The sequence below is a fragment of the Maridesulfovibrio sp. genome, from assembly GCF_963677005.1.
Classification (GTDB): domain Bacteria; phylum Desulfobacterota; class Desulfovibrionia; order Desulfovibrionales; family Desulfovibrionaceae; genus Maridesulfovibrio.
Window position 1 is genome coordinate 2704109 of sequence record NZ_OY781616.1, and the last position, 20596, is coordinate 2724704.

Here is a 20596-nt window from a genome sequence, read left to right on the forward strand (position 1 = left end):
CTTAGGCGAGAAGCTTTGCTTCGAGTCTTAGGGATGTGGAGAGCAGCGATGGATTATCCCCTTTGGCCGTCGGAGACGAAATCAAATTATCAAAAGTGCGAAGCGCATCAAATCCAATTTTTTAAATGCCTAATTACACCGGGGAGGCGGTCAGTCCTCCCCGGCCCTGATATCTTATTCCATTACACTCACGAGCCTGTCTTTAAGCTCGGTGAGTTTGGCTTTCTTGTCGTTTATTTCAGCCAGTTTGGCCTTTTCCTTTTCAACGACTTCGGCAGGAGCATTGCTTACAAATCCCTTGTTGGAAAGCTTCTTTTCTATCACAACAAGATCTTTGTCCAGCTTGGCGAATTCCTTGTCCAGACGGGCAAGTTCGGATTCGAAATCCACTGCTCCGGCAAGGGGAACGAATATCTGGCTGCCCTGAACAACTGCGGTTCCGGATGCTCCGGGGCCTTTTGCTTCCGGTCCGGCGGTCACGTTTTCCAGACGGGCAAGGGCCTTGATCAGCTCCACGTTGTCCCGGATAAGGGCTTCGGCAATGTCGTCGGCTGTCCGTACAATAAGCTCCAGCTTTTTGGACGGCGCGATAAGCAGCTCGGTGCGGATGTTGCGCACAGCGGAAACAATTCCCTGAAAGAGTTCCATTTGCTCGACAGCCTTATCATCCCGGCAGGCATCGCGCTTTTCGGGGAAGGGCTCGGTGGCAATGTCCGGGTTCCCGATTCCGGGCAGGACGGACCAGACTTCCTGAGTGACGAAAGGCATTACAGGATGCAGCAGGACCATAGTCTCGGAAAGCACCGTCCAGAGCACGTTCAGGGTTGCTGCCTTGCGTGCCTCGTCCTCGCCGTAAAGGTCCGGCTTGATCATTTCCAGATACCAGTCGCAGAATTCATTCCAGATGAACTTGTACATGACCTGAGCAAATTCATTGAAACGGTAGCCGTCCACTGCTTCACGGATGGAATCCTTCAGTTCCTCAAGGCGGTGCAGAATCCACTTGTTGGCCAGTCCCTGAGCATCATCAAGCGAAGCTTCAGGCTTTTTGCCGTCAAGGTTCATCAGTGCAAAGCGGGCCGAGTTCCAGATCTTGTTTACAAAATGGCGGTACCCTTCAATTCTCGCTTCGGAGAGCTTGATGTCACGACCCATGGCAGCAAAAGCGGTCAGGGTGAAACGCAGGGCGTCAGTCCCGTACTTGTCGCTCATCTCCAGAGGATCGATGACGTTTCCGGTGGACTTGCTCATCTTCTTGCCGAATTCATCACGCACAAGGGCATGAATGTAAACATGCTTGAACGGAACCTCTCCCTGAAAATGAATCCCCATCATCATCATGCGTGCGACCCAGAAGAAAAGAATATCAAATCCGGTGATCAGCACGGAAGTGGGGTAATATTTGGCCAGTTCCGGGGTCTCATCAGGCCAGCCCATGGTCGAGAACGGCCAGAGAGCCGATGAAAACCAGGTATCGAGGACGTCCTCTTCCTGAACCAGTCTGGAAGAGCCGCACTTGGTGCACTTATCGGGATCGGTCTCGGAGACGATCAGTTCGCCGCATTCCTCGCAGGTCCAGGCGGGGATACGGTGCCCCCACCAGATCTGACGGGAGATACACCAGTCACGGATGTTGTCCAGCCATTCATAATAGACCTTTTCCCAGTTGGCGGGAAAAATCTGAGTATCACCGGGAACGGCGGCCCGGGCCTTTTCGGCCAGAGGCTTCATGGATACGAACCACTGTTCGGAAACATGGGGCTCGATTACAGACTTGCAGCGATAACATTCGCCTACGGAATGTTCGTGATCATCAATGGAAATGAGGTTTCCGGCTTCCCTGAGGTCCTCGACAATGACTTTGCGGACATCGTCCTTGTACATTCCCCGGTACTTTTCAGGGGCGTTCTCATTGATGTTGCCGTCCTCGTCAAATACGGAAAGGACTTCCAAATTGTGCCTGCGGCCGAGTTCCCAGTCATTCATGTCATGAGCGGGGGTGACCTTCAGTGCGCCGGTACCGAATTCCATGTCTACGTAGGAATCGCCGATGATGGGCAGTTCGCGCCCGACAATGGGCAGAATCGCGGTCTTGCCGATCAGGTGCTTGTAACGGTCATCCTCAGGGTTGACGCAGATGGCGGTATCGCCGAGCATGGTTTCCGGACGGGTAGTGGCAATAATCAGTTCCCCGGAACCGTCGGCAAGCTTGTAGCTGATGTTGTAGAAATGGCCGGGCTTGGGAGAATGCTCTACTTCGTCATCGGCAAGGGCGGTGTGGCAGCGGTTGCACCAGTTGATAATGTAGTTGCCCTTGTAGATAAGGCCTTCTTCGTAAAGCTTCACAAAAACTTTACGTACGGCCTTGGCGCGCTGCTCGTCAAAGGTGAAACATTCACGGGTCCAGTCCACCGATGCGCCCATGCGACGAATCTGGCTGAGGATATGGTCGCCCTTTTCTGTCTTCCATTCCCAGACCCGCTCGATGAATTTCTCGCGCCCGAGGTCGTCACGGGTTTTGCCTTCCGTCTTGAGCTGGCGCTCAACCACGTTCTGGGTGGCGATACCTGCGTGGTCGGTGCCTGGAACCCACAGCACATTGCGTCCCTGCTGACGCTGAAAACGGCAGAGAATGTCCTGCAGAGTAAGGTTCAAGGCATGCCCGATATGCAGAACACCGGTTACGTTCGGTGGGGGGATTACAATGGAAAAAGGATCACCGTCAGCTTCGGGGTCCGGAGTGAAGGTCTTGTTTTCTTCCCAGTATTCGAGCCATTTTTTTTCAACGTCTCCGGGTTCATATCCTTTGGGCAGGCTGGATTCCGCCATATGAGAACTCCTGTCTTGATATAAATTCCTGAGCAGAACTGAACCGGAGGAACATCCACCTGGGATTTCCATTCGGGATTTGATCTGCTAAGTTTGTTTCATTATAATGTTTTTTGAAAAGATGTGCTTTGCCGGACCGTTTTTTTCCGTGTATCAAAAGAACCGGGTCCAAAGCGAAGCTCCCGCCTCGTCAACTTGCGTTACACACACTTATAAAGAGACACGATCATGTCAAGTATCTATATACTATGGGACGACTCCCACATCTGGGGACTTCTGATAAAAAGAGCCCTTGAAGCATGGAACATCGACCATGAACTGGTGCGTGGGCATCAAATAGCGCAGGGACTGCTCGCAGGCAAGCCCCCGGCCGCACTCATCGTTCCGGGAGGCTGGGCCAAGGGAAAAGCCCTGCATCTCGGGGGCCCCGGAATCCTGGCCATACAGAAATACGTGGGAGAGGGCGGCAACTACCTGGGATTCTGCGGCGGCGCAGGACTGGGACTTTCAGGAGCGGGAGGACTCGGCCTGAGCTGCTGGGAACGAAAGGGCTTCGAGAACAGGCTGCATCATTTTCTGAGCGGACACATCAATCTTAAACTGGATGTCGGCAACCCGCTGGTCCCGGAAAGTCTGGGTGATACGGCTCTGGTTCCGGTCTGGTGGCCCGGTCAGTTTTCCCCGCAGCACTGCGACTCCACCACTACGCTTGGAAGATATCGCGAACCCGGACATGATTTCTGGGTGGCGGACCTCTGCGTGGGCGGACTGCCCGAAGGGACCCTTTCCGACTGGGAAAACATGTACGGAATAAATCTGCTCCCGGATTTCCTGCATGACCGCCCGGCCATTGTGACCGGGGCATCGGGCAAGGGCAGATTCATCCTGAGCTACCCGCATCTGGAGACCCCGGCCTCACCGCAGGCCAATGCGTGGCTTTCACACATACTGGACACCCTGCTTGAAAACGGAACGACCAAGCGCCCTGCCCTGCCCGCATGGGAACTGGCAACCACCCCGGTACAATGGAATGAACCGGAACTTCTGTCCGTGCGCAACTCCCTTGAAAAAATCATCGCCACCGGACAGGGGCACTTCCTCCTCTTCTGGCGCAACCCCTGGCTGCTCGGCTGGAGGCGGGGAATACCCGGAGCGGCCCTGAACAGCCTGTTCGCTCTTGTATGCAAAGTTATTTCCACCGAACCTGGCAGCGAGTCCATGCAGTTCTGGAACTCAGTCAAAGATGAATTCATGACTTACATGGATATTTTCGAAAAAGGAGTCACCGGATACCTGCTGGCCGAACGCTTTGCCATGACCATGCGCTCTCTTGAACCTGATACTGTTTTCCCGCGCGGACTGCAGGAACAGCGCAACGGACTTTTCGGTCCACCGCCCGGAGCAGGAGGAATATATGCAAAGCTTCTTTCGGTGATGGAAGAGCTTGTCTGGATGATGGACAAAGAAATATAGTCACTTTTATCTTCACATAACAGCAGACTTAGTTTGAACATACGGCATTTCTCGGTTAGAGTTTCATCAAATGGATTGAAAGTACACCAGCACGCATAAGTGCCGGTTTGCCTTTTACGAGCATGGCAGTCCAGGACTCAAGCCGACAATTGATCCGATGACAAAAAAAACAACACCCGCAAGAGGCGCGGAAAAGCGCCACAGAAGCTCCGGCCCGAAAGAACAAAGCCGGGACGCCAGCCTTGAGTTCAAAACAACTCCGGACAAGATGGCAGCCTTTATTTCGTCCTATACCCCGGCACAGGGTGACGGGGAACAGATTTCCATTGAGCTTATGGAACGGGAGCTTGAAAGGTCCGGTCACAAAGGGCAACTTGACCCGGACGGTGCCAATTTCGCCCTCAAACGGGCCAAAGAAGGAAAAAGCATCATAAATGTCGCGCTTGTCCGAGGAACTTACCCACAAAACGCCCATGACGGCATGATCATCACCGATGCCGACCTTGCTTTCCCGGTGCTTCCGGGGATGGAATTCGGCAGGTTGAGCCCCGCAGGTCCGGCAGCTCCCGGCCTCAATCTGGTCGGTGAGGAAGTCCCGCCCGCAGACACCCATAAACCTGTTCCGCTGAACGTCAGAAAGGATGGAGGGTGCACCCACAACGCCCAGACAGGAGCCCTTGTTTCCGAGCGTTACGGCATTGTAAAGACCGCAGACAACGAAATTTATGTGGATTCGCTGATCAGAATTTCCCCGGACGCCATGCAGGTCAGCGCCATGTTCTACCCTCATGACTGCTACAGAATGCGCTATGACATCAGCAGCATCAAACATGCGCTGGATAACCTCGGGATAAGCCGGCCGATTCAGCACGCGGCCTGCCAGACAGCCTTGACAAAAGCCCGGGAGAGCAGCCACGCCTGTGAAGCTGTCATTGTGCAGGGGACCGAACCGGTTCCGGGCAAGGACGGTTATTTCGAATACGCAAGTAGGGAAAAAACCGGTTCAGTAGGCACAACCGGCGAAGATGACCGCATCGACTTCAAGGACCGGGGTGTGCATCCGATGGTAAATCCCGGTGATGTAATCGGTAAAATTCATCCGCCGGTGGAAGGCAAGGCCGGAGAGGATGTATACGGAAGGCTGACACCGCCTCCGGGAGGCAACCCGCTTGAAATCCGTCCGGGTCCCGGCGTGGCCCCGCTGGATGACGGCATATCCTACACGGCCACCACAACCGGTATTGTTCACATTGAGGCAGGTCTCATCTCCGTCACCGATGTGCTGGTGACCAAGGGAGATGTGAACTATTCCACCGGGCATATCCGTCTTGAAAAGGGGTCCGTCCATGTCAGCGGCTCCATCCGCGAAGGTTTTTCGGTGGAAGCACCGGAACATATCGTGGTTCAGGAATCCGTGGAAGGGTCAAAGGTCACTGCCGGAGGAGACATCGAGGTTAAAGGCGGGTTGGTCATGGCCGGAAAAGGTTCCATTAAAGCAGGCGGAACACTCACGGCCCAATTCTCCTCCAACGCCCGGATTGAATGCGGCGACGAACTTCTCATCACCAACGAGATCACCAACAGCATAATCCATTGCAAAGGCCCTGTAACGGCCCACGGAGGAAAAGGAATTATTCAGGGCGGGACGGTGATGTCCGCAACCGGAATCGAGGCCAAGGAACTGGGCTCCGAAATAGGGGTGAAGACAATTGTCGGCATCACGTCCAGACCGCCGGTAAACAGGGAACTGGTCAAGGAAAGAGACGAACTGCGGGCAAGACTGCTGAAAATAAATCAGGCGGTAGGCGAAAGTCCCAGTCAGGTCATTCTGGAATCCACCCCTGAGGCAAAACGCCCGCAAATGGAAAAGATTCTGATTCTTCGCGGCCAGACCAAAATCAAGCTCAAGGAAATCCGCAAGAGACTGGCCGCAGAACTGGATGAGTACTACCGCTCCCTCGAAATGCTCTCCATACGTGTGCATCGGAGGGTCTATCCGGGTGTGGAGATCAAGATCGGCGGCAAAACGGTCCAGATTGCAAAAACAATAAACAGGATCAAGTTCCGTTTTGACGCCGAGGAACGCGCCATCATTGCCGTAAAATTTTAAAAGCCGAATTCCGGGCTGCGGTTCAACTGATTACCTTCGAAATCAAAAACGCAATATTCAACCTGAAGATTATTCCCTGCGAAGGCTTTCGCATTCATGCGTGCTTTTGAGAGCAGCATTTCAATAAAACCGGAGCGTTCTGCCTCCGGGATCATTTCGTAAACCTGCCGGGCCGTGTTGGCTGTCCTGACTTCAAGGACCAGCTCCGGGGGCAATCCCAAATCCGCGCACCAGTCGGAAAGCAGCATAAAATCCACATCCCAATCTTTTGCATGGGTGTATGGAAAACCCTGAGCATGTTTAACCAGCTTTCCGATGAATACGGCCCAGCAAACACGCTTCACCCTTTTGGCTCTGGCCTGCAGCATGGAAAATCTGAAAAAATCCGCGGCCTGCACCACCTGAACAGGATCGGTTCCGCTAAATCTGTCCAGATAGAATCTTTCACTGCGCCGCCCGGTGGTGAATACAGCCTCTGTGTACCCGGCCGCCCGGAGAACGCTCAGCGACTGGGCAATGGAAGCCTTCCACGATGCATTGCTGTATGGACGGACAATCCCCTGAGTTCCGAGAATTGATATTCCACCCAGAATTCCGAGACGCGAGTTCATTGTCTTAGCGGCAATTTCCTCCCCGCAGGGAACTTCAATGCGGACCGAAACCGTTCCCCTGAAGCCCGGAGCGAACTCGGCAAGAACCTGCAGGATGCCGGAAATGATCTGCCTGCGCGGGGCAGGGTTGATAGCCGCTTCTCCGACAGGCACAGGCAGTCCGGGCAGGGTTACGCGCCCCACACCCTTTCCCCCTTCAACCTGCACAGAGAAATCGCGACCGTCATGCAGCTCTACAACGGCATGAATTTCATATCCGTGGGTGGCATCGGGGTCATCGCCGCCGTCCTTGATCACTGCGGCCCGCGCAGAGGAAGCGGAAATATCCACCCTTTCAACCGGGATGTTCAGGGTTCCTTTCACCGGCAGCGGAATACTTACCTCATGCAGGACAGTACCATCCAGCAAGCACCGCAGGGCGGCCATGGCGGCGGCTGTTGCAGACGAGCCGGTTGTGAACCCTTCCCGCAGGTTTTCAGTCCTTGCGCTCATCTTCCAGCAACCGCCCGCGGGTGAGAATATTACGTCCGAATTTCAGGCGGACCTGATCCACAGCCTTGTCCAGACGGTCCAGCCGTTCACTGTCTTCACGGCCATGCTCATCGTCCAGCAGTGAAAGCTGACGGACCCGCTCACCGAAATTTGAAATTCCTATGCCGATCAACCGCACCGGACCGAGAACCCCTTCGCCGTCCAGCAGTTCGCATCCGGTCCTGAAAATAACCCCGGAATTGGAGGTACGATTTTCCAATGTCCGGCTGCGGGTAATCTGCCTGAAATCCGGAAACTTGATCTTGAGCGTTACCGTGCGCCCCTTGAGGCCGTGTTTCCTGATGTCGGCAGCGATGCGCTCGGACTGCTTGAGCAAAAGGGTTTTAAGCACATGAGGATCGGAAACATCCTCGCCGAACGTATTTTCCGCGCTTGAAGATTTCATGGGGCTGCCCACGGTGACCGGGGTGGGATCAATTCCGGCACCCTTTTCATGAAGCACCAGCCCTCTCTCGCCGAACCGCTCTTTCCAGAACGCAGCCGGATAGCGGCGCAGGTCTGCAGCAAACCTTATTCCGAAAGATCTGAGCCGGGGCAGTCCCTTTTTACCGACTCCGGGAATTTTCTCCACAGGCAGCGTTTTAAGAAATTCCTGAACCTGCCCGGCCTCGATTATGGATATTCCGTCCGGCTTATCAAGATCGGAGGCGATCTTGGCCAGAAACTTCACCGGGGCAATGCCTACGGAAGCGGTAAGCCCGGTAGCAGCCAGAATATCCCTTTTGACCGATCGGGCCAGTTCAAGCGGCGGACCGAACAGCTTTTCCGTGCCGGTAATGTCCAGATAGGCTTCATCAATGGAGGCCTGCTCCACCACCGGGGAATAATTGCCCAGCACGGCCATGACCTGCCGGGAGATTTCCTTGTAGCGCTCCCTGCTGCCGGACACGACCTGCAGGCCGGGACATAGCTTGAGAGCCTGATGGACAGGCATTGCAGAGCGCACACCGAATTTCCGGGCCTCGTAGGAAGCAGCGCTTAACACCGCCCTTTTGTGCAGCGAACCCACCCCCACCGGCTTTCCCCGCAGTTCCGGGTTATCCAGCTGTTCCACGGATGCGAAAAAGGCATCCATGTCTATGTGCATTATGTACTTCTGCATAGGATCACGTGCCATCAAAAATGACCTTAAAACAACTTGTCAAAGTTGAAACGCTCATCTAATCACAACGACATTTTGTGAGATGTAACGGCGAAGCCATATAAAAAAGTTTAGGATTCTTAAACCCTTCTCAAAGGGTTTAAGGCCCCCGGCAGGGTTGCCGAAGGCTTTCTATGACGAAATACCCGGCTAAACATTTTCAAGACTTCCGTCCCTGAACATATGGCTGAAACCGGCATCATAAAGAAGGGATTCAGATTCCGAATTCCTGCCCGGCAGAATGAGAAAAACTGTCTGCCGGGTGAAACCGTTCCGCACGGCTGTATCAGCAAGGTTCTCCAGCACGGTTTCAACCGATTTTTCATCCGGCCAGCCGATACGATGACCTAGGATTACCGGAGTGGCCCCGTCCATTCCTCCGGCAAGGAGCCGTTCCTGTATGCCGGAGGGATTTCCGGCGGATAAATATATGGCCATGGCCGAATTGTGTGCGGCCAGTTTTTCCAGCCCTTCACTTTCCGGAACCGGGGTGCGGCCTTCCATGCGGGTCAGAATCAGTGTCTGGGTGCCGCCGGGCACGGTGAAGGATGCCCGCGATGCCGCAGCCGCGGCACAGGCCGAGGTGACCCCCGGAATTATCTCGAAATCTATGCCGTCGCGCTCAAGCAGCCGGACCTGTTCCTGCACCGCCCCGTAGAGAGCCGGATCGCCGGTATGCACCCGCGCTACAGTTTCCCCTCTCGATGCGTGTTCAAGCATAAGTTCATGCGTTTCCTGCAGGGACATGGACGCCGAGTCCTCAACCCGGGCATTCTTCGCTGCCCCGGCGATGACCTCCCGAGGAACAAGCGATCCGGCGTAAAGAACCAATCCCGCCTCGGCAATTATCCGCTGCCCCTTCACGGTGATCAGTTCAGGATCTCCCGGGCCTGCACCTATAAAATAGACTTTGCTCATTTATGCTTTCCCTTAATCTGCCTGGATCGATTCTTACAGGCTGAATTGATGCGCTTTGCGCCTTTATCAAAAAGATTTCGCCGCTGGCAGCCAAAGGAGATAATCCCCTTTGGAATCCCTAATAATTATAGAGGCCCGTGAATAGGGATACGGATCATAAATACCAGACAGTTATGACCCTGCCGGTTTGTCGGCCCAGATAACGGTCACAGGATTATGCGCCCTGAAACGTATGTCCCCTACAAGGGACTCGGAAACGGAACTCTGGAGCTGTACGGCCTGCCAGTCCCAGCCGAGCGAATCGAAAGTATCCCTTGTGCGCTGAATGCTGCCCATCAGAATGGCGTGGACGACCATGCGTCCTCCGGGCTTCAGCCGACGCGAAGCTTCCCGTATGACCGAATCGTCACGCCCTATACCTCCACCCATGAAAATACGGTCAGGGTCCGGGAGGCCCTTCAATACGTCCGGCATGGTTCCGGAGACCGGCTCCACGGTCCAGGCTCTGAACCGGCCAATATTCTCGCGGATCATCTCAATCCGTCCGGGATCTTTTTCCACGGCAAAAAAACGCGAATCCCCGGCAAGAAAAGATCCCTCCACGGATACCGACCCGCAGCCGGCGCCAAGATCCCATACGGTCTGTCCCCTGCGGAGGTCCATAAGCGCCAGTCCTGTTGCCCGCGCCGGTAATTTGGTAATCAGCCCGTTGCTGCGGACAAAGGATTCCTCCTCGCGTCCGAATAAACGCAAAGGCCCGTCATCCCCGGTGCGGGTAAGAATTACAATATTCAAATCCGCACACCTGAATCCGCTGAAGCTTTCCAGTGTGCCGCGGGTGATTTTTTCCGAATCCGTACCAAGTTCCTCCAGAACGGACATGGAATAGTTATCCACCCCTTTTTCCAGCAGCCTGCAGGCGATGGATTCAGGATCATTCACGCGGTCGGTATATATGGCGCAATCCCTGCCGCGTTGCAAGGCGGCGTAGAGCGGGGAAAAATCACTGCGGCCATGCAGCGACAGGATTTCCAATTCTCCCTGGCTCAACCCCAGTCTGGATGCTCCGATCTGTACGGCTGAGGGCGAAGGAATTATCCGCACATTATCCGCCCCCATCAGGGGCAGGAGGGATCTGCCGACGCCGAACATGCACGGGTCCCCGTCAGCCAGCAGAACGACGCGTTTTCCGGCGTCGATCCTTTTCTGCAGTTCCCGTGCGTAATCGGACAGGGGTGACACAAAAGGGAGCACTTCGCCGCTGAATTCCGGAAAGGATTCCAGCAGCCTTTTGCCTCCGCTCAGCACATCGGCCCCGGAGATAATCCCGGATGCGGCAACTGGCGGCTCAAGTGAGCCCGGGTAAAGCCCCACAATGTACAAAGGATGTTTCATGCGCAATGTATACAACGTATTTCCCGGATGGCAAAGGAAGGTTATGGAGCAGTGCCTGCACTTAGCCTCCAAATAAAATGCTTATCGGCCGGACTCTTTTCTGTTATTCTTTATTTGAGCCAGTTGCGACCTTTTACCGGAGGTTGATCTCCATGAAAAAAATAATCGCCGCCGCTCTGCTGATTGCAGCCCTGCTTACCGCCTTTCACGGATTCTCCATGACCGCGCCGGTACCCGGTCCCGGGTACATGTCCCGGGTGAACGACATGCTTGGCACCATTAACATTCAGGCGGAGATACCGGCGTACGATTACGACACATCAAACCGTGGAACACCCTACTACGTTGTAGCAGTGCTGGCCGGAGCAGCAGGAATCCTGATTCTGTCCGGACTGAACGACATTGAAGAAGAGAATGAAGGCTGAGCCTGCGTCCTAACCTTTGCGTGATATGAGACGCCCTGTTTCGTCGGTGGGGTCGGATAATTCAAAATTGAAACTGTCCTCAAAGGAATCCAGCAGTTCGCGTCTGGTTTCCAGCTCAAGTTCGGTGCGCGGTGAAGGCTCCGGAAGCAGCGGAGGCAGGGAACTTTCCGGTATGAGGTATGAGCTGACTCCGTTCTCCACAACCCGATCATTGACCTGCTGCCAACCGGAGAACAGACCTTCCTCCTCATCCTGCAGAACATCCCTGACCTTGTCCGGGTCTGCGATGAGGGCATCGTAGAACTTGTCCGAATCAAACCAGAGAACATTATCCTTCTCTGCTTCGCGCAGCCCCATCCATTCCAAGTCTACGAGGTTGTCTTCCACAGGGTCGCGCCACAGCTGGGCAAAACCTTCACGGAACAGATCCTCGGAAGGCAGAATGGTCTTGCGCAGATCGTTATAGGCATCGGTGATCAGCCCGACGTTCTTTTCCATGACCTCGACCGCCCCGACAACCCGAAGCGGGAGAGTCTCGCCGAAACTCTCCTCCAGCTCGACAATTACACGGCCCTGATCCAGAGCAAACTCTCCGGGAGCGCGTGTTTCGGATTTGCCGTTGACCACCATGACCGCATCCGATCCGGGTCTGGCAGTCACTCCAAGCCCCAAAACATCCAGGCCCTCACCCGGATCAAGCTCAAGCCGTTCTCCGATCTTTGGGTTTACGGCGGTTATGGCCACGGATTTCCCGTCGATAAGCTCGTATCCATTGCCGGTATAAACCGGTGAAACAAGCCGTGAGTCCACCAGTTCCGCCTCTATTTTGGAAGAAGCGTTTCCGGCGGCATCACTTATACGATTCAGCACGGTCTGCCAGGTATCACCCTGCTCCACCAGAAAGTCCATGGTCCCGGTTTCGGAACCGATGCTGAACCCTATTGAATGGGACCCGGCAGCAAGTGAAGTAACCGCGTTCACGTCAAACGCTTTTGACATGTATTGAGAAGGAGTTCCGGCGACTGTGCCGGAAAGATCGTAGCGATCCTCCTTTGCCGGGCCGACAGGGCGTTCGGTGGCGTAGAGCTTCAGACTGGATATGAGATGACCGGAAGTATCGCGGAAGGACAGACGGTTGGCGTCTTCTGCTTCGATTGCACTGACCGCGCTGTCACCGGCTTTGACGGCATAAGCGGTGTTGACGGAAAAAGCCAGCGCGGAACCGGTTCCCACCAGATCATCAAGGTTCAGCCCAGGTGCCGTCTGCCGGACAACACAGGCCTGTACCGGCAGTGAGTCGGCATTTACCGCGTCACGCACGGCCTCCAGCACATCATCGTTACTCATACCGGAGGTAACATCTACAGCAAGGCTTTTTTTCGAGCTTCCAAGGGACATGTCGAATTTATATGTGCCCGCGTCCAGTGAGGTATCATTTTCACCGCTAAAGCCTCTGGAATAATAACGATAATAGCGCTGCGCATCATTGGTGGGAATAATGGAAGCCTCGATCCTGCCGTCCAGTTCCGGGTCACCCACAACCAGACGGGCGTCACTCAGACCGAAACCGTCAGACGGCCAACGAAAGGAAGCCAGTGTTTCACTGAGTGACCTGACCTTGGACTGCACATCCATGGCAATGGATGGTCCGGCAAGCTCATAGCTATTTTTCAGGGCAGCACGGTCGAAACGGTCCTTCCAGTATGAGTCCGGAAAGACCTGCTTGAGCGGATCAGACTTCTCCGTCGTGTCCGTTTTCCATATGAGATTGCTTCCGTCCAGCGTCAGGTCCGTCACAACCTTCTTCCCCGTAATAGACGGCCTCAAGGCACAAACCCTGCGCAGGAGCTGTTGCCGGGGCCATGGTTCTGTCCTTCTTCTCTAATAAAGATCGGACAAAACCGGGATCTGCTTTACCCCGACCAATCTCGACAAGGCAGCCCACCATATTTCGGACCATCTGTTTCAGGAACCCGGACCCGCAGACCCGCAGCACGATTTCGTCACGGTTTTGCCCGGACTGTCTGCTGAATTCATAGATTTCCCGCACAGTGGAACTCACCGGGGTTCCCGTGTTCTGGAACGATGCAAAATCGTGCTTGCCAAGAAACATTTCCATGCCCCTGTCCAGCATTTCCAGATCAAGCGGGCCGCATTTCCAGACGTACCTCCTGCGCCAGGGCAGGAAAAATCCGTTATTCAGCCAGAGTGTGTAGGTGTAGGATTTACGGACCGCGTTGAAGCGGGAATGAAAATCCCCGGAAACGGGGATGCAGTCCAATACAGTGATATCATCGGGAAGAAGGGAATTCAGAGCCCGCTGCCAGGGAACTGAAGCCATGCGGTCGTCCACATCGAAATGGACCACCTGACCGAGCGCATGAACTCCGCTGTCGGTTCTTCCGGAACCGTGCACGCGAATCTGCGTTCCTGTTATGCGGGAAATTGCTGTTTCCAGTTCGCCCTGCACCGTGCGCACGCCCTTTTGCAACTGCCAGCCGCAAAAGTCCGTACCGTCATAGGCGATGGTTATTCTTATTCTTTGCACACGACGCCTTCGAAATCAGATTATCAAAAAACGGGAAGCGCACCGGAGAAGGTCTTATTGGAGCCGGATCAGGGCTGATTTCCTTCCAGCGGAACCTGAAGCTTGGTCAGCTCTTCGGAAAGCTTGGCGGCTTTTTTGGGCTCAACCAGTCCGAGTATGGCTCCGGCATTGCGACCGCGCATGCCAGACAATATTTTGACAGCCAGATCGGTATCAAGTGATTCGATAACCTGAGCGGCGCTTTTGGCCTTCATCGCAGTATAGACGCCTACCAGATGCTTGATTTTGGCATCCTTGAGCACATCCGCGTCAGCAAGCATTTTCTTGAGCCGCTTTTCCAGCGCATTGAGGTCGGCCAGTTTCTTGTCCAGATTCTGTTCCAGAGTGCGTAACGAACGTTCCTTGCGGGCCAGTTCATCTTCCTTGGCCTTGAGGGCCTTCCAGTCCAGTTCGGACATTTCGGAAGGACGGGCCTTTTCCTGCCCGGCGGCTTTTGCGGGGTCATTCTGCGGTTTCGGGGCTTCAGCGGCTACGGCTTTGGGGGTTTCCACCACGTTGCGGACAACACTGGTATCCACAGCCTTATCCATGGCTTCTTCAGCATGCCGGCCAAGGTCAAAACCGATCGAGCCGATCAGGGAAAGCTTAAGCAGGGCGAGAAAGATAAGACAGAAAAGAATCTTAGAAATTTTTAGGTTTGAAGCGAAGAGTTGCCATCTCGTCGTACTCTTTCTGTTCTTTGAGTCGTTCTTCTTCATAATACTTTTTCGCCTGATTCTCTTTGAGTTTTTCCAGCAGCTTTCGTTCCTTTGACTTTTTCACAGCTTCTGCACGACTCTTTTGCAAATTGAGGGCCAACTGTTTCAATCTGTTGTGTGCAGACTGCAGATCAGTCTTCAGGGCTTCATCATACTGTCGCCACAGCCACATACTGTCAGCATCCAGACTCTCGTACTTATGTTTGCGATGGGCGACGATCTGCTCTTCGATGGCAAAGACAGCCTTTTTCTGGTCCTGATGCAGTTGTCTGGCTTCGGCAAGGGCCATGGCGGCCTGCTCTTCAGCCTGCATTCTGAACTCCAGGACCTTTTCAAGCTTGAAAACGAATTTACCTGGCATGCGGGGAAAAACCGTGCGCTATTTCTTTTCTTCGGGTCGGCCGGCGAGTCCGCAATAACCCTTTCCGGATTCGACAACCCGCCACATCATGCACATTCCGGCCTGACAGAATTTCATTTTGTCGTCACTGGTCATAAGGTAGGGACAATATTTGAACTTGGCTTCATTTTCACTGTAGAGCATCCGCTGAACCCCTATTTATCGTTCTGAACCAACCGGGTGAAGATCAGGCACTGCTTTCCCATTGCCTGCTTCACATATTCCTTGACCAGAATCCCGATGCGTTCCTCACGGGTGAACTTGTCGGCATATTTACCGCCTTCGTAGACTTCCTGAAATTTATCTGAAATCACAGGATGCTTTCTGGCGTATTCTTCTACATTTTTCGCGTATTCAGAAATCCTGGCATCCACTTCCGCTTTGGGCATGGCTTCTATTTCTCTTACCCTTTCTGCAAATTCCTGCGGAGCGGGAAGAGTTTTCGATTCCATCAGCGAATTGAAAGCCCTTGCGAACCGCTGGCTGCCCTCGAAAATGTGATTGGGGCGGACAACATTCAGTCCGGCCCATCCGGCACGGAGCCATTTAAAGAGGTAGTTTACGGTCTTATTCGGATCATTGCGATCCTGTATGTAAACGGAAACGGACATGGAATCGTACATGTAAGTGTCCATCCAGCCCATGCCGCCCTTGGTCAGTCCGGGAATGCCGCTGTAAAAATAATTCCACTGGTTATCATCCACGACAAGCCCCTTCATCCCGACTTCGGACTCGTCGGCCTGTCTGGAGACGGAAAGGAAGGCATCGCGGCCGTCATATTTGAGCAGAACCAGCAACCGGTTCAAATCGTAACGATAGTAACCGCCACCGAAAGAGTCCGGAGTATTGACTTCGAACTCCTTACCCCGCCACATTCTGGGCGAGTCACAATCGCCGAGATACTTCCAAGGCTGGACTTTGTCTGCATAGAACTGACTTTCCGGGTACCAGCCGCTGACCCTTATAACGGAAGGATAGATGGCGTAGTTCGGGATATCCGGATTGTAGGTATATTCAAGGATCCTATCCAGCCCTGCGTTGACCGTCATACGCATGGCTGCTCCGTTCGCGGAATCACGCTTGGGCAGATTAATGATTGAATCAGTGGGTTCGGACTGGTCCACGTAGGCCAGCAAAGCCTTTATTCTGGAACCGTCAAAGACGTTTCCATTGCCCGCAACCGTTTGCATGAGATAGTTGATTCCCTCTGTGACGGGCTTTGGAAGCTGTACCTCTTTCTTGTCTTTATCCTTCAGAAAAGAGGTACACTGGGCATCCGGAAGGTTAAGAAACAAACTCCCCAGAAAGATAAAAAAGGCAAGCACAAAACGTAACGTAATCGCTTTGGAAACCGGGGAAAAAATAATTTTCATAATTTTCAGTCACCTTCCCGCACATATAAATAACGGGCTTTTTCATTTTCGGTACTTTGTATTTATGCACTAATCCGCGTCTTGGCAAGTTTAACCGAAGACGCTTCCACTCCCGCAAACTTTATCGGCAGGAGTGTACAGACTTCAAGCAAAAAGAATTCCCGTTTACCGTTATACCATCATTAAGGCAAGATACGCATGGCCGGTACCTGAAATCATACCCTGCTGTCATTATCCGGTCATTGCGTACGAGTTTTCCGGGGGTTTACTTTAATCGAATCTAAGACTTGCAGACTAAGTCCTCTTTGTGGTTAAGTCTATTCCTGACGTTATAGAAATAATATCTGTTTTAAACTCTGGAGGCTGTATATGGCTGAAAAAGTTGTCATCGATCAGATCGAATGCATCGGTTGTGAAACATGCGTGGAACTCTGCCCGGAGGTTTTCGCCCTGGATGAAGACGGGGAAAAGGCGGAAGTGATCAAGGAGGATGCAGTAGACCTTGATTGTGTACGGGAAGCTATTGATTCATGCCCGGTGGAGTGCATCTCCATTGAATAGTGCCAGTTAATAACAATAACCACGAAAAGGCGTCCGGAGAGACGCCTTTTTTTTCAACCCCTTATAAAGAATAGATCAAATCACTACAGATCAACGAATGAGCATTCCATATTCTGCTCATCGTCCACTTCAACAAAGGCAAAACCGGGACGAAATTCGTCACGGGGTGATGTCATGCTTCCGGGATTGAGCATCTGTACACCGGAACGGATGGCCCAGTCCCGCATATGGGTATGTCCGTAGCAGACCAGATCAAAAGACGGGCCGAAATTGTCTGCCACATTTGCCGCAACACGAGAACGGCTGCCCCATCCGTGAGCGATACCTATGCTTAACCCGTTGAATGATACGGACTGCATCGGCTGCAGGTAGTCGGAAAGCCGCCATTCATCGCAGTTACCGAGTGCGGCATGAAAATTGGGATGCTGGCAAAAGAACTGCCAGACCGAAAACGAAACCATATCGCCGCAATGCAGCAGCAGGTCGGCATCGGCAAGGTAAGTATTAAAAACCTCCGTGAGCCGCTTGTCCGGCTCACGGAGGTGAGTATCTGATATGACTGCTATCTTCACGGCTACTGATTCTGAGACGATCCGTCCGGGTTTGTGGTCATTTTAGGCTTCGGTCGATCAGGATTGTTCTTGGAATCCTGCACCTGCTTGGCCCTAAAGCTCAGGTATGCATCCCTGAGTCCCAGATACGGATCAACAGACGCGTCCTTCAGGGATTCGTATTCTCCGATATGGAAGGAAAGCTTGTTGATCTGGTTGTAAGCACCTGCGGAAAGCGAATAGTACCAGGGGATTCCGAACCACCAGAAGGGGTTCAGCAAAAAAGTATCTATACCAAGCCCTACAGCATCGCGAACAGTGGACGGTCCGAGGAACGGAAGCACGAAGTAGGGACCGTTGGGAATCCCCCATACCCCGAAAGTCTGCCCCATATCCTCATCGCCCATATAAAGCGGCATTGTGGACTGGGTCCCGCCAGCAACGTTGCCGAGCCCACCGAGGCCGACAATGGAGTTTGCTATGAATTTTGAGGTTTCGGCACCGGCTGTATAAAATTTAGCCTGAAGCAGACAGCCTGCAAGGCGCACCGGGTAGAGCATATTCTGGAAAAAGTTATTTACCCATGTCCTCGGTCTTAACGGCATCACCCACTTGTAACCCTTGGTAACGGGCTTTACGGCATTAAAATACATGAAGTCGTTAAATTCAAACATGGCCCTGTTGTAGCCCTGCCATGGGTCCGAAGCGTAGCCCTCTTCATTCAGTTTTGAGTCGCCCCACATGTCGTCGTTGAATTCGTCGTATTCATCCGGGTTATTCCGAACCTCTCCGACAACACCGGCAGCAACCTGAGCAACCATAACGGGCTCTCCCGCATCCTCGGAACGAACTTTGGACGGGAAGGAAAGCAGGAGAAAAGTCAGCACTATGAAGGCCAGAAGGGCAGTCGAATAGTTTCTGGTCATGGGTATATTTCCGTCAATTACTGCTGCCCCTGGGCATCAGCTGTTTTTTTAGGTTTCTTCAGCTCTTCACATTTCTTTTCGAGCCGATCGAAAAGTTCCGTCTTGCTGGCAGCGAACTTTTCAGGAGTACTTGTGTCGAGAATTCCGGTAAACTGCGTTCTGTAATTCTTGACCAGGCTCACGCCCTCAATCATCACATCGTATACATCCCATTCGCCGTTTTCAAGCTTCATACGGTAAAAAACAGGGATATCGTTCTGTCCCGTAATCAGCCTTGTATCGACCTGAGCATACTTGCCCTTGATTATGTTTTCATTGTCAAAGGCAACCTTCTCACCGGAATATTCTTCTATGCGTCCGAGGTAGGTCTGTTCGAGCAGATCCGTGAAGAGATCAACAAAACGCTGCTGTTCTTCAGGAGTAAACTGCAGCCAGGGGCGACCGACCGAACGTTTGGACAACTCTTTGAAATTGAAAAATTCCTTTATGGTGTCACGCACTTTGGCTGTTTTTTCAGCGTTGTTTTCAGGATGTCCTTTATATTTCGGATCGTTAAGGATATCTATAACACCCTGAATCCCTCCGCGCAGCCTGACCATGGGAGAGTTGTCGGCAAACACCGCCCCCGCGCAGAAGGCCATGCTCAGCAAAACGATTACAAGAGATGTGGATACAATTCGTTTCATATAATAACCGGATTCCAGTTTTATGTTTACTTTTTTAGACCTTGCCAAAAACATACTTACTGATCAAGTCCTCAATATCGATGGCGGACTCTGTTTCAATGATCACTCCGCCGGGTTCGATGGGATCGCCCACTCCCCCGGGAGTAATCTTTATATACTTATCACCTATGAGCCCGCTGGTCTTTACCGATGCGATGGCATCATCAAGCAGGTGTACCCTGTTTTCAATACTTAAGGTAAGCACTGCCTTCCGGTTATCGAGGTCCAGATCTATCCTGTCCACATATCCGATAGGGACACCCATCATTTCAACAGGAGATTTTTCCCGTAGCCCGCTTACATCATTAAAACTGGCCTGAACGCGGTAGTGATCATCGGCAAACATGCGCACATCACCGAGCTTGACGCTCATGTATATAATAGCCGCAAGCCCGACTATCACAAAAATTCCGACCGCTGTTTCCTTGGGATATTTCTTCATACCGAATCCGTTTTCGATTAATTGCTGTTGAGGTCGCCAATATATTTGGCGCAATCCATTTTCATCACCGCAGGATCAAGCGGTGCCATGGTCAACCGCGGAGCTTTCCGCTCCTCACCCTGCCGGTCCAGAAACTGGCGCAGAAAAGGGTCTTCGGTTTTCATGAGTTCTTCCCTTGAACCCTTGAACAGAGTTCTTCCGGCACCGAGAACAACCACATAGTCGGCGATTGTTTCCATGCTGGCCAGATCATGGCTGACCACGACAATGGTCATGTCAAACCGTTCCTTGAGTTCCAGAAGCAGTCCGTCCAGTTCAGCCGAATTGATCGGATCAAGACCGGAAGTCGGCTCGTCGCAGAAAAGAATATCCGGGTCCATGACCATGGCGCGGGCCAGTCCTGCACGCTTGCGCATTCCACCGGAAAGCTCGTTGGGATAATAATCCATGAAATCATCAAGGCCGACCAGACTCAGTTTGGACCGGACCACCTCGTAAATCTCCGACTGTTTCAGCCGGGTGTGTTCGCGCAGCGGCAGGGCCACGTTATCAAACAGGGTGAGGGCTCCGAGCAGGGCTCCATCCTGAAAGAGAACTCCTATGCGTTGCTTGAGGCAACGAAAGGCCTTGCGCTTGAGCTTGTAAATATTGTGCCTTCCAAGGTAGACCGCCCCGCCCATGGGCGTATTGAGCTTGAGTATGTTCTTGATCAGCGTTGATTTGCCGCACCCGGACCGCCCCAGAATAACGGAAATTCCTCCGCCGGGCAAAACTGCGTTGATATCCTCTACCACTACGGTTCTGTCGTAACCTATGGTAAGATTTTCTATACGGATATCAGGTGCGCTGGAACTCATG

The 20596-nt window shown here is 53.0% G+C and carries 20 protein-coding genes; 4 read left to right on the top strand and 16 right to left on the bottom strand.

Annotated elements, in window-relative coordinates:
- Positions 1 to 174: 174 nt before the first annotated feature.
- Positions 175 to 2829 carry a valine--tRNA ligase gene (locus ACKU4E_RS11970; RefSeq protein ID WP_320171307.1) on the bottom strand — a complete coding sequence of 885 codons (2655 nt, stop codon included), beginning with the start codon at positions 2827 to 2829 and terminating at the stop codon, positions 175 to 177.
- Between the two features lie 228 nt (positions 2830 to 3057).
- Here ACKU4E_RS11970 and ACKU4E_RS11975 point away from each other — a divergent pair, with 228 nt between their 5' ends.
- Together ACKU4E_RS11975 and ACKU4E_RS11980 are read left to right on the top strand one after the other, a co-directional pair.
- Complete coding sequence (locus ACKU4E_RS11975; RefSeq protein ID WP_320171308.1) at positions 3058 to 4302, top strand: BPL-N domain-containing protein; 1245 nt, start codon at positions 3058 to 3060, stop codon at positions 4300 to 4302.
- A gap of 157 nt (positions 4303 to 4459) precedes the next feature.
- The gene (locus tag ACKU4E_RS11980) at positions 4460 to 6412 is read left to right on the top strand and encodes a FapA family protein (RefSeq protein WP_320171309.1); all 1953 of its coding nucleotides are present in this window, start codon (positions 4460 to 4462) and stop codon (positions 6410 to 6412) included.
- On the opposite strand, the gene cbiD is transcribed toward ACKU4E_RS11980, so the two are convergent.
- The 4 genes from cbiD to cbiE form a co-directional block, all read right to left on the bottom strand.
- The gene (gene cbiD, locus ACKU4E_RS11985) at positions 6409 to 7515 is read right to left on the bottom strand and encodes a cobalt-precorrin-5B (C(1))-methyltransferase CbiD (protein WP_320171310.1); all 1107 of its coding nucleotides are present in this window, start codon (positions 7513 to 7515) and stop codon (positions 6409 to 6411) included. The genes ACKU4E_RS11980 and cbiD overlap by 4 nt on opposite strands.
- A complete protein-coding gene (dinB, locus tag ACKU4E_RS11990) occupies positions 7499 to 8677 on the bottom strand; it encodes a DNA polymerase IV (protein ID WP_320172635.1) in 1179 nt (392 codons plus the stop codon). Before dinB ends, cbiD begins: the two co-directional genes overlap by 17 nt.
- 189 nt (positions 8678 to 8866) lie before the next feature.
- Positions 8867 to 9634 (bottom strand): precorrin-4 C(11)-methyltransferase, encoded by a 768-nt coding sequence (cobM, locus tag ACKU4E_RS11995; RefSeq protein ID WP_320171311.1) that lies wholly within the window; start codon positions 9632 to 9634, stop codon positions 8867 to 8869.
- 171 nt (positions 9635 to 9805) lie between these two features.
- Positions 9806 to 11044 (bottom strand): precorrin-6y C5,15-methyltransferase (decarboxylating) subunit CbiE, encoded by a 1239-nt coding sequence (gene cbiE, locus ACKU4E_RS12000; protein ID WP_320171312.1) that lies wholly within the window; start codon positions 11042 to 11044, stop codon positions 9806 to 9808.
- A 137-nt stretch (positions 11045 to 11181) separates the two neighbouring features.
- Between cbiE and ACKU4E_RS12005 the strand changes: the two genes are divergently transcribed.
- Entirely contained in the window at positions 11182 to 11454 is a 273-nt protein-coding gene (locus ACKU4E_RS12005; RefSeq protein WP_320171313.1) for a hypothetical protein, read from the top strand.
- Between the two features lie 9 nt (positions 11455 to 11463).
- Here the strand turns inward: ACKU4E_RS12005 and ACKU4E_RS12010 are convergent, their stop codons facing one another.
- The 6 genes from ACKU4E_RS12010 to ACKU4E_RS12035 form a co-directional block, all read right to left on the bottom strand.
- The gene (locus ACKU4E_RS12010) at positions 11464 to 13251 is read right to left on the bottom strand and encodes a hypothetical protein (RefSeq protein WP_320171314.1); all 1788 of its coding nucleotides are present in this window, start codon (positions 13249 to 13251) and stop codon (positions 11464 to 11466) included.
- On the bottom strand, positions 13187 to 14002 hold the full coding sequence (gene truA / locus ACKU4E_RS12015) for a tRNA pseudouridine(38-40) synthase TruA (protein ID WP_320171315.1): 816 nt from the start codon (positions 14000 to 14002) through the stop codon (positions 13187 to 13189). Before truA ends, ACKU4E_RS12010 begins: the two co-directional genes overlap by 65 nt.
- A gap of 68 nt (positions 14003 to 14070) precedes the next feature.
- Positions 14071 to 14760 carry a hypothetical protein gene (locus tag ACKU4E_RS12020; protein ID WP_320171316.1) on the bottom strand — a complete coding sequence of 230 codons (690 nt, stop codon included), beginning with the start codon at positions 14758 to 14760 and terminating at the stop codon, positions 14071 to 14073.
- Positions 14684 to 15121, bottom strand: a complete 438-nt coding sequence (gene fliJ / locus ACKU4E_RS12025; RefSeq protein ID WP_320171317.1) for a flagellar export protein FliJ — start codon at positions 15119 to 15121, stop codon at positions 14684 to 14686. The genes ACKU4E_RS12020 and fliJ overlap by 77 nt, the downstream gene beginning before the upstream one ends.
- Positions 15122 to 15139: 18 nt before the next feature.
- On the bottom strand, positions 15140 to 15304 hold the full coding sequence (locus tag ACKU4E_RS12030) for a hypothetical protein (RefSeq protein WP_320171318.1): 165 nt from the start codon (positions 15302 to 15304) through the stop codon (positions 15140 to 15142).
- Positions 15305 to 15315: 11 nt separating this feature from the next.
- Positions 15316 to 16533: a hypothetical protein gene (locus ACKU4E_RS12035; protein ID WP_320171319.1), complete on the bottom strand. Its 1218-nt coding sequence runs from the start codon at positions 16531 to 16533 to the stop codon at positions 15316 to 15318.
- 369 nt (positions 16534 to 16902) lie between these two features.
- Here ACKU4E_RS12035 and ACKU4E_RS12040 point away from each other — a divergent pair, with 369 nt between their 5' ends.
- Entirely contained in the window at positions 16903 to 17094 is a 192-nt protein-coding gene (locus tag ACKU4E_RS12040; protein ID WP_320171320.1) for a ferredoxin, read from the top strand.
- Between the two features lie 83 nt (positions 17095 to 17177).
- Here ACKU4E_RS12040 and ACKU4E_RS12045 read toward each other — a convergent pair whose 3' ends face one another.
- From ACKU4E_RS12045 to ACKU4E_RS12065, 5 genes are read right to left on the bottom strand one after another with little or no spacing between them, the layout of a single operon-like run.
- The gene (locus ACKU4E_RS12045) at positions 17178 to 17666 is read right to left on the bottom strand and encodes a metallophosphoesterase family protein (RefSeq protein WP_320171321.1); all 489 of its coding nucleotides are present in this window, start codon (positions 17664 to 17666) and stop codon (positions 17178 to 17180) included.
- A gap of 2 nt (positions 17667 to 17668) precedes the next feature.
- Positions 17669 to 18571, bottom strand: coding sequence for a VacJ family lipoprotein (locus ACKU4E_RS12050; RefSeq protein WP_320171322.1), 903 nt, complete (start codon positions 18569 to 18571; stop codon positions 17669 to 17671).
- A 17-nt stretch (positions 18572 to 18588) separates the two neighbouring features.
- Complete coding sequence (locus ACKU4E_RS12055) at positions 18589 to 19257, bottom strand: ABC transporter substrate-binding protein (protein ID WP_320171323.1); 669 nt, start codon at positions 19255 to 19257, stop codon at positions 18589 to 18591.
- A 34-nt stretch (positions 19258 to 19291) separates the two neighbouring features.
- Entirely contained in the window at positions 19292 to 19738 is a 447-nt protein-coding gene (gene mlaD / locus ACKU4E_RS12060) for an outer membrane lipid asymmetry maintenance protein MlaD (RefSeq protein ID WP_320171324.1), read from the bottom strand.
- 17 nt (positions 19739 to 19755) lie between these two features.
- Positions 19756 to 20595, bottom strand: a complete 840-nt coding sequence (locus ACKU4E_RS12065; RefSeq protein WP_320171325.1) for an ATP-binding cassette domain-containing protein — start codon at positions 20593 to 20595, stop codon at positions 19756 to 19758.
- Between the last annotated feature and the right edge of the window lies 1 nt (position 20596).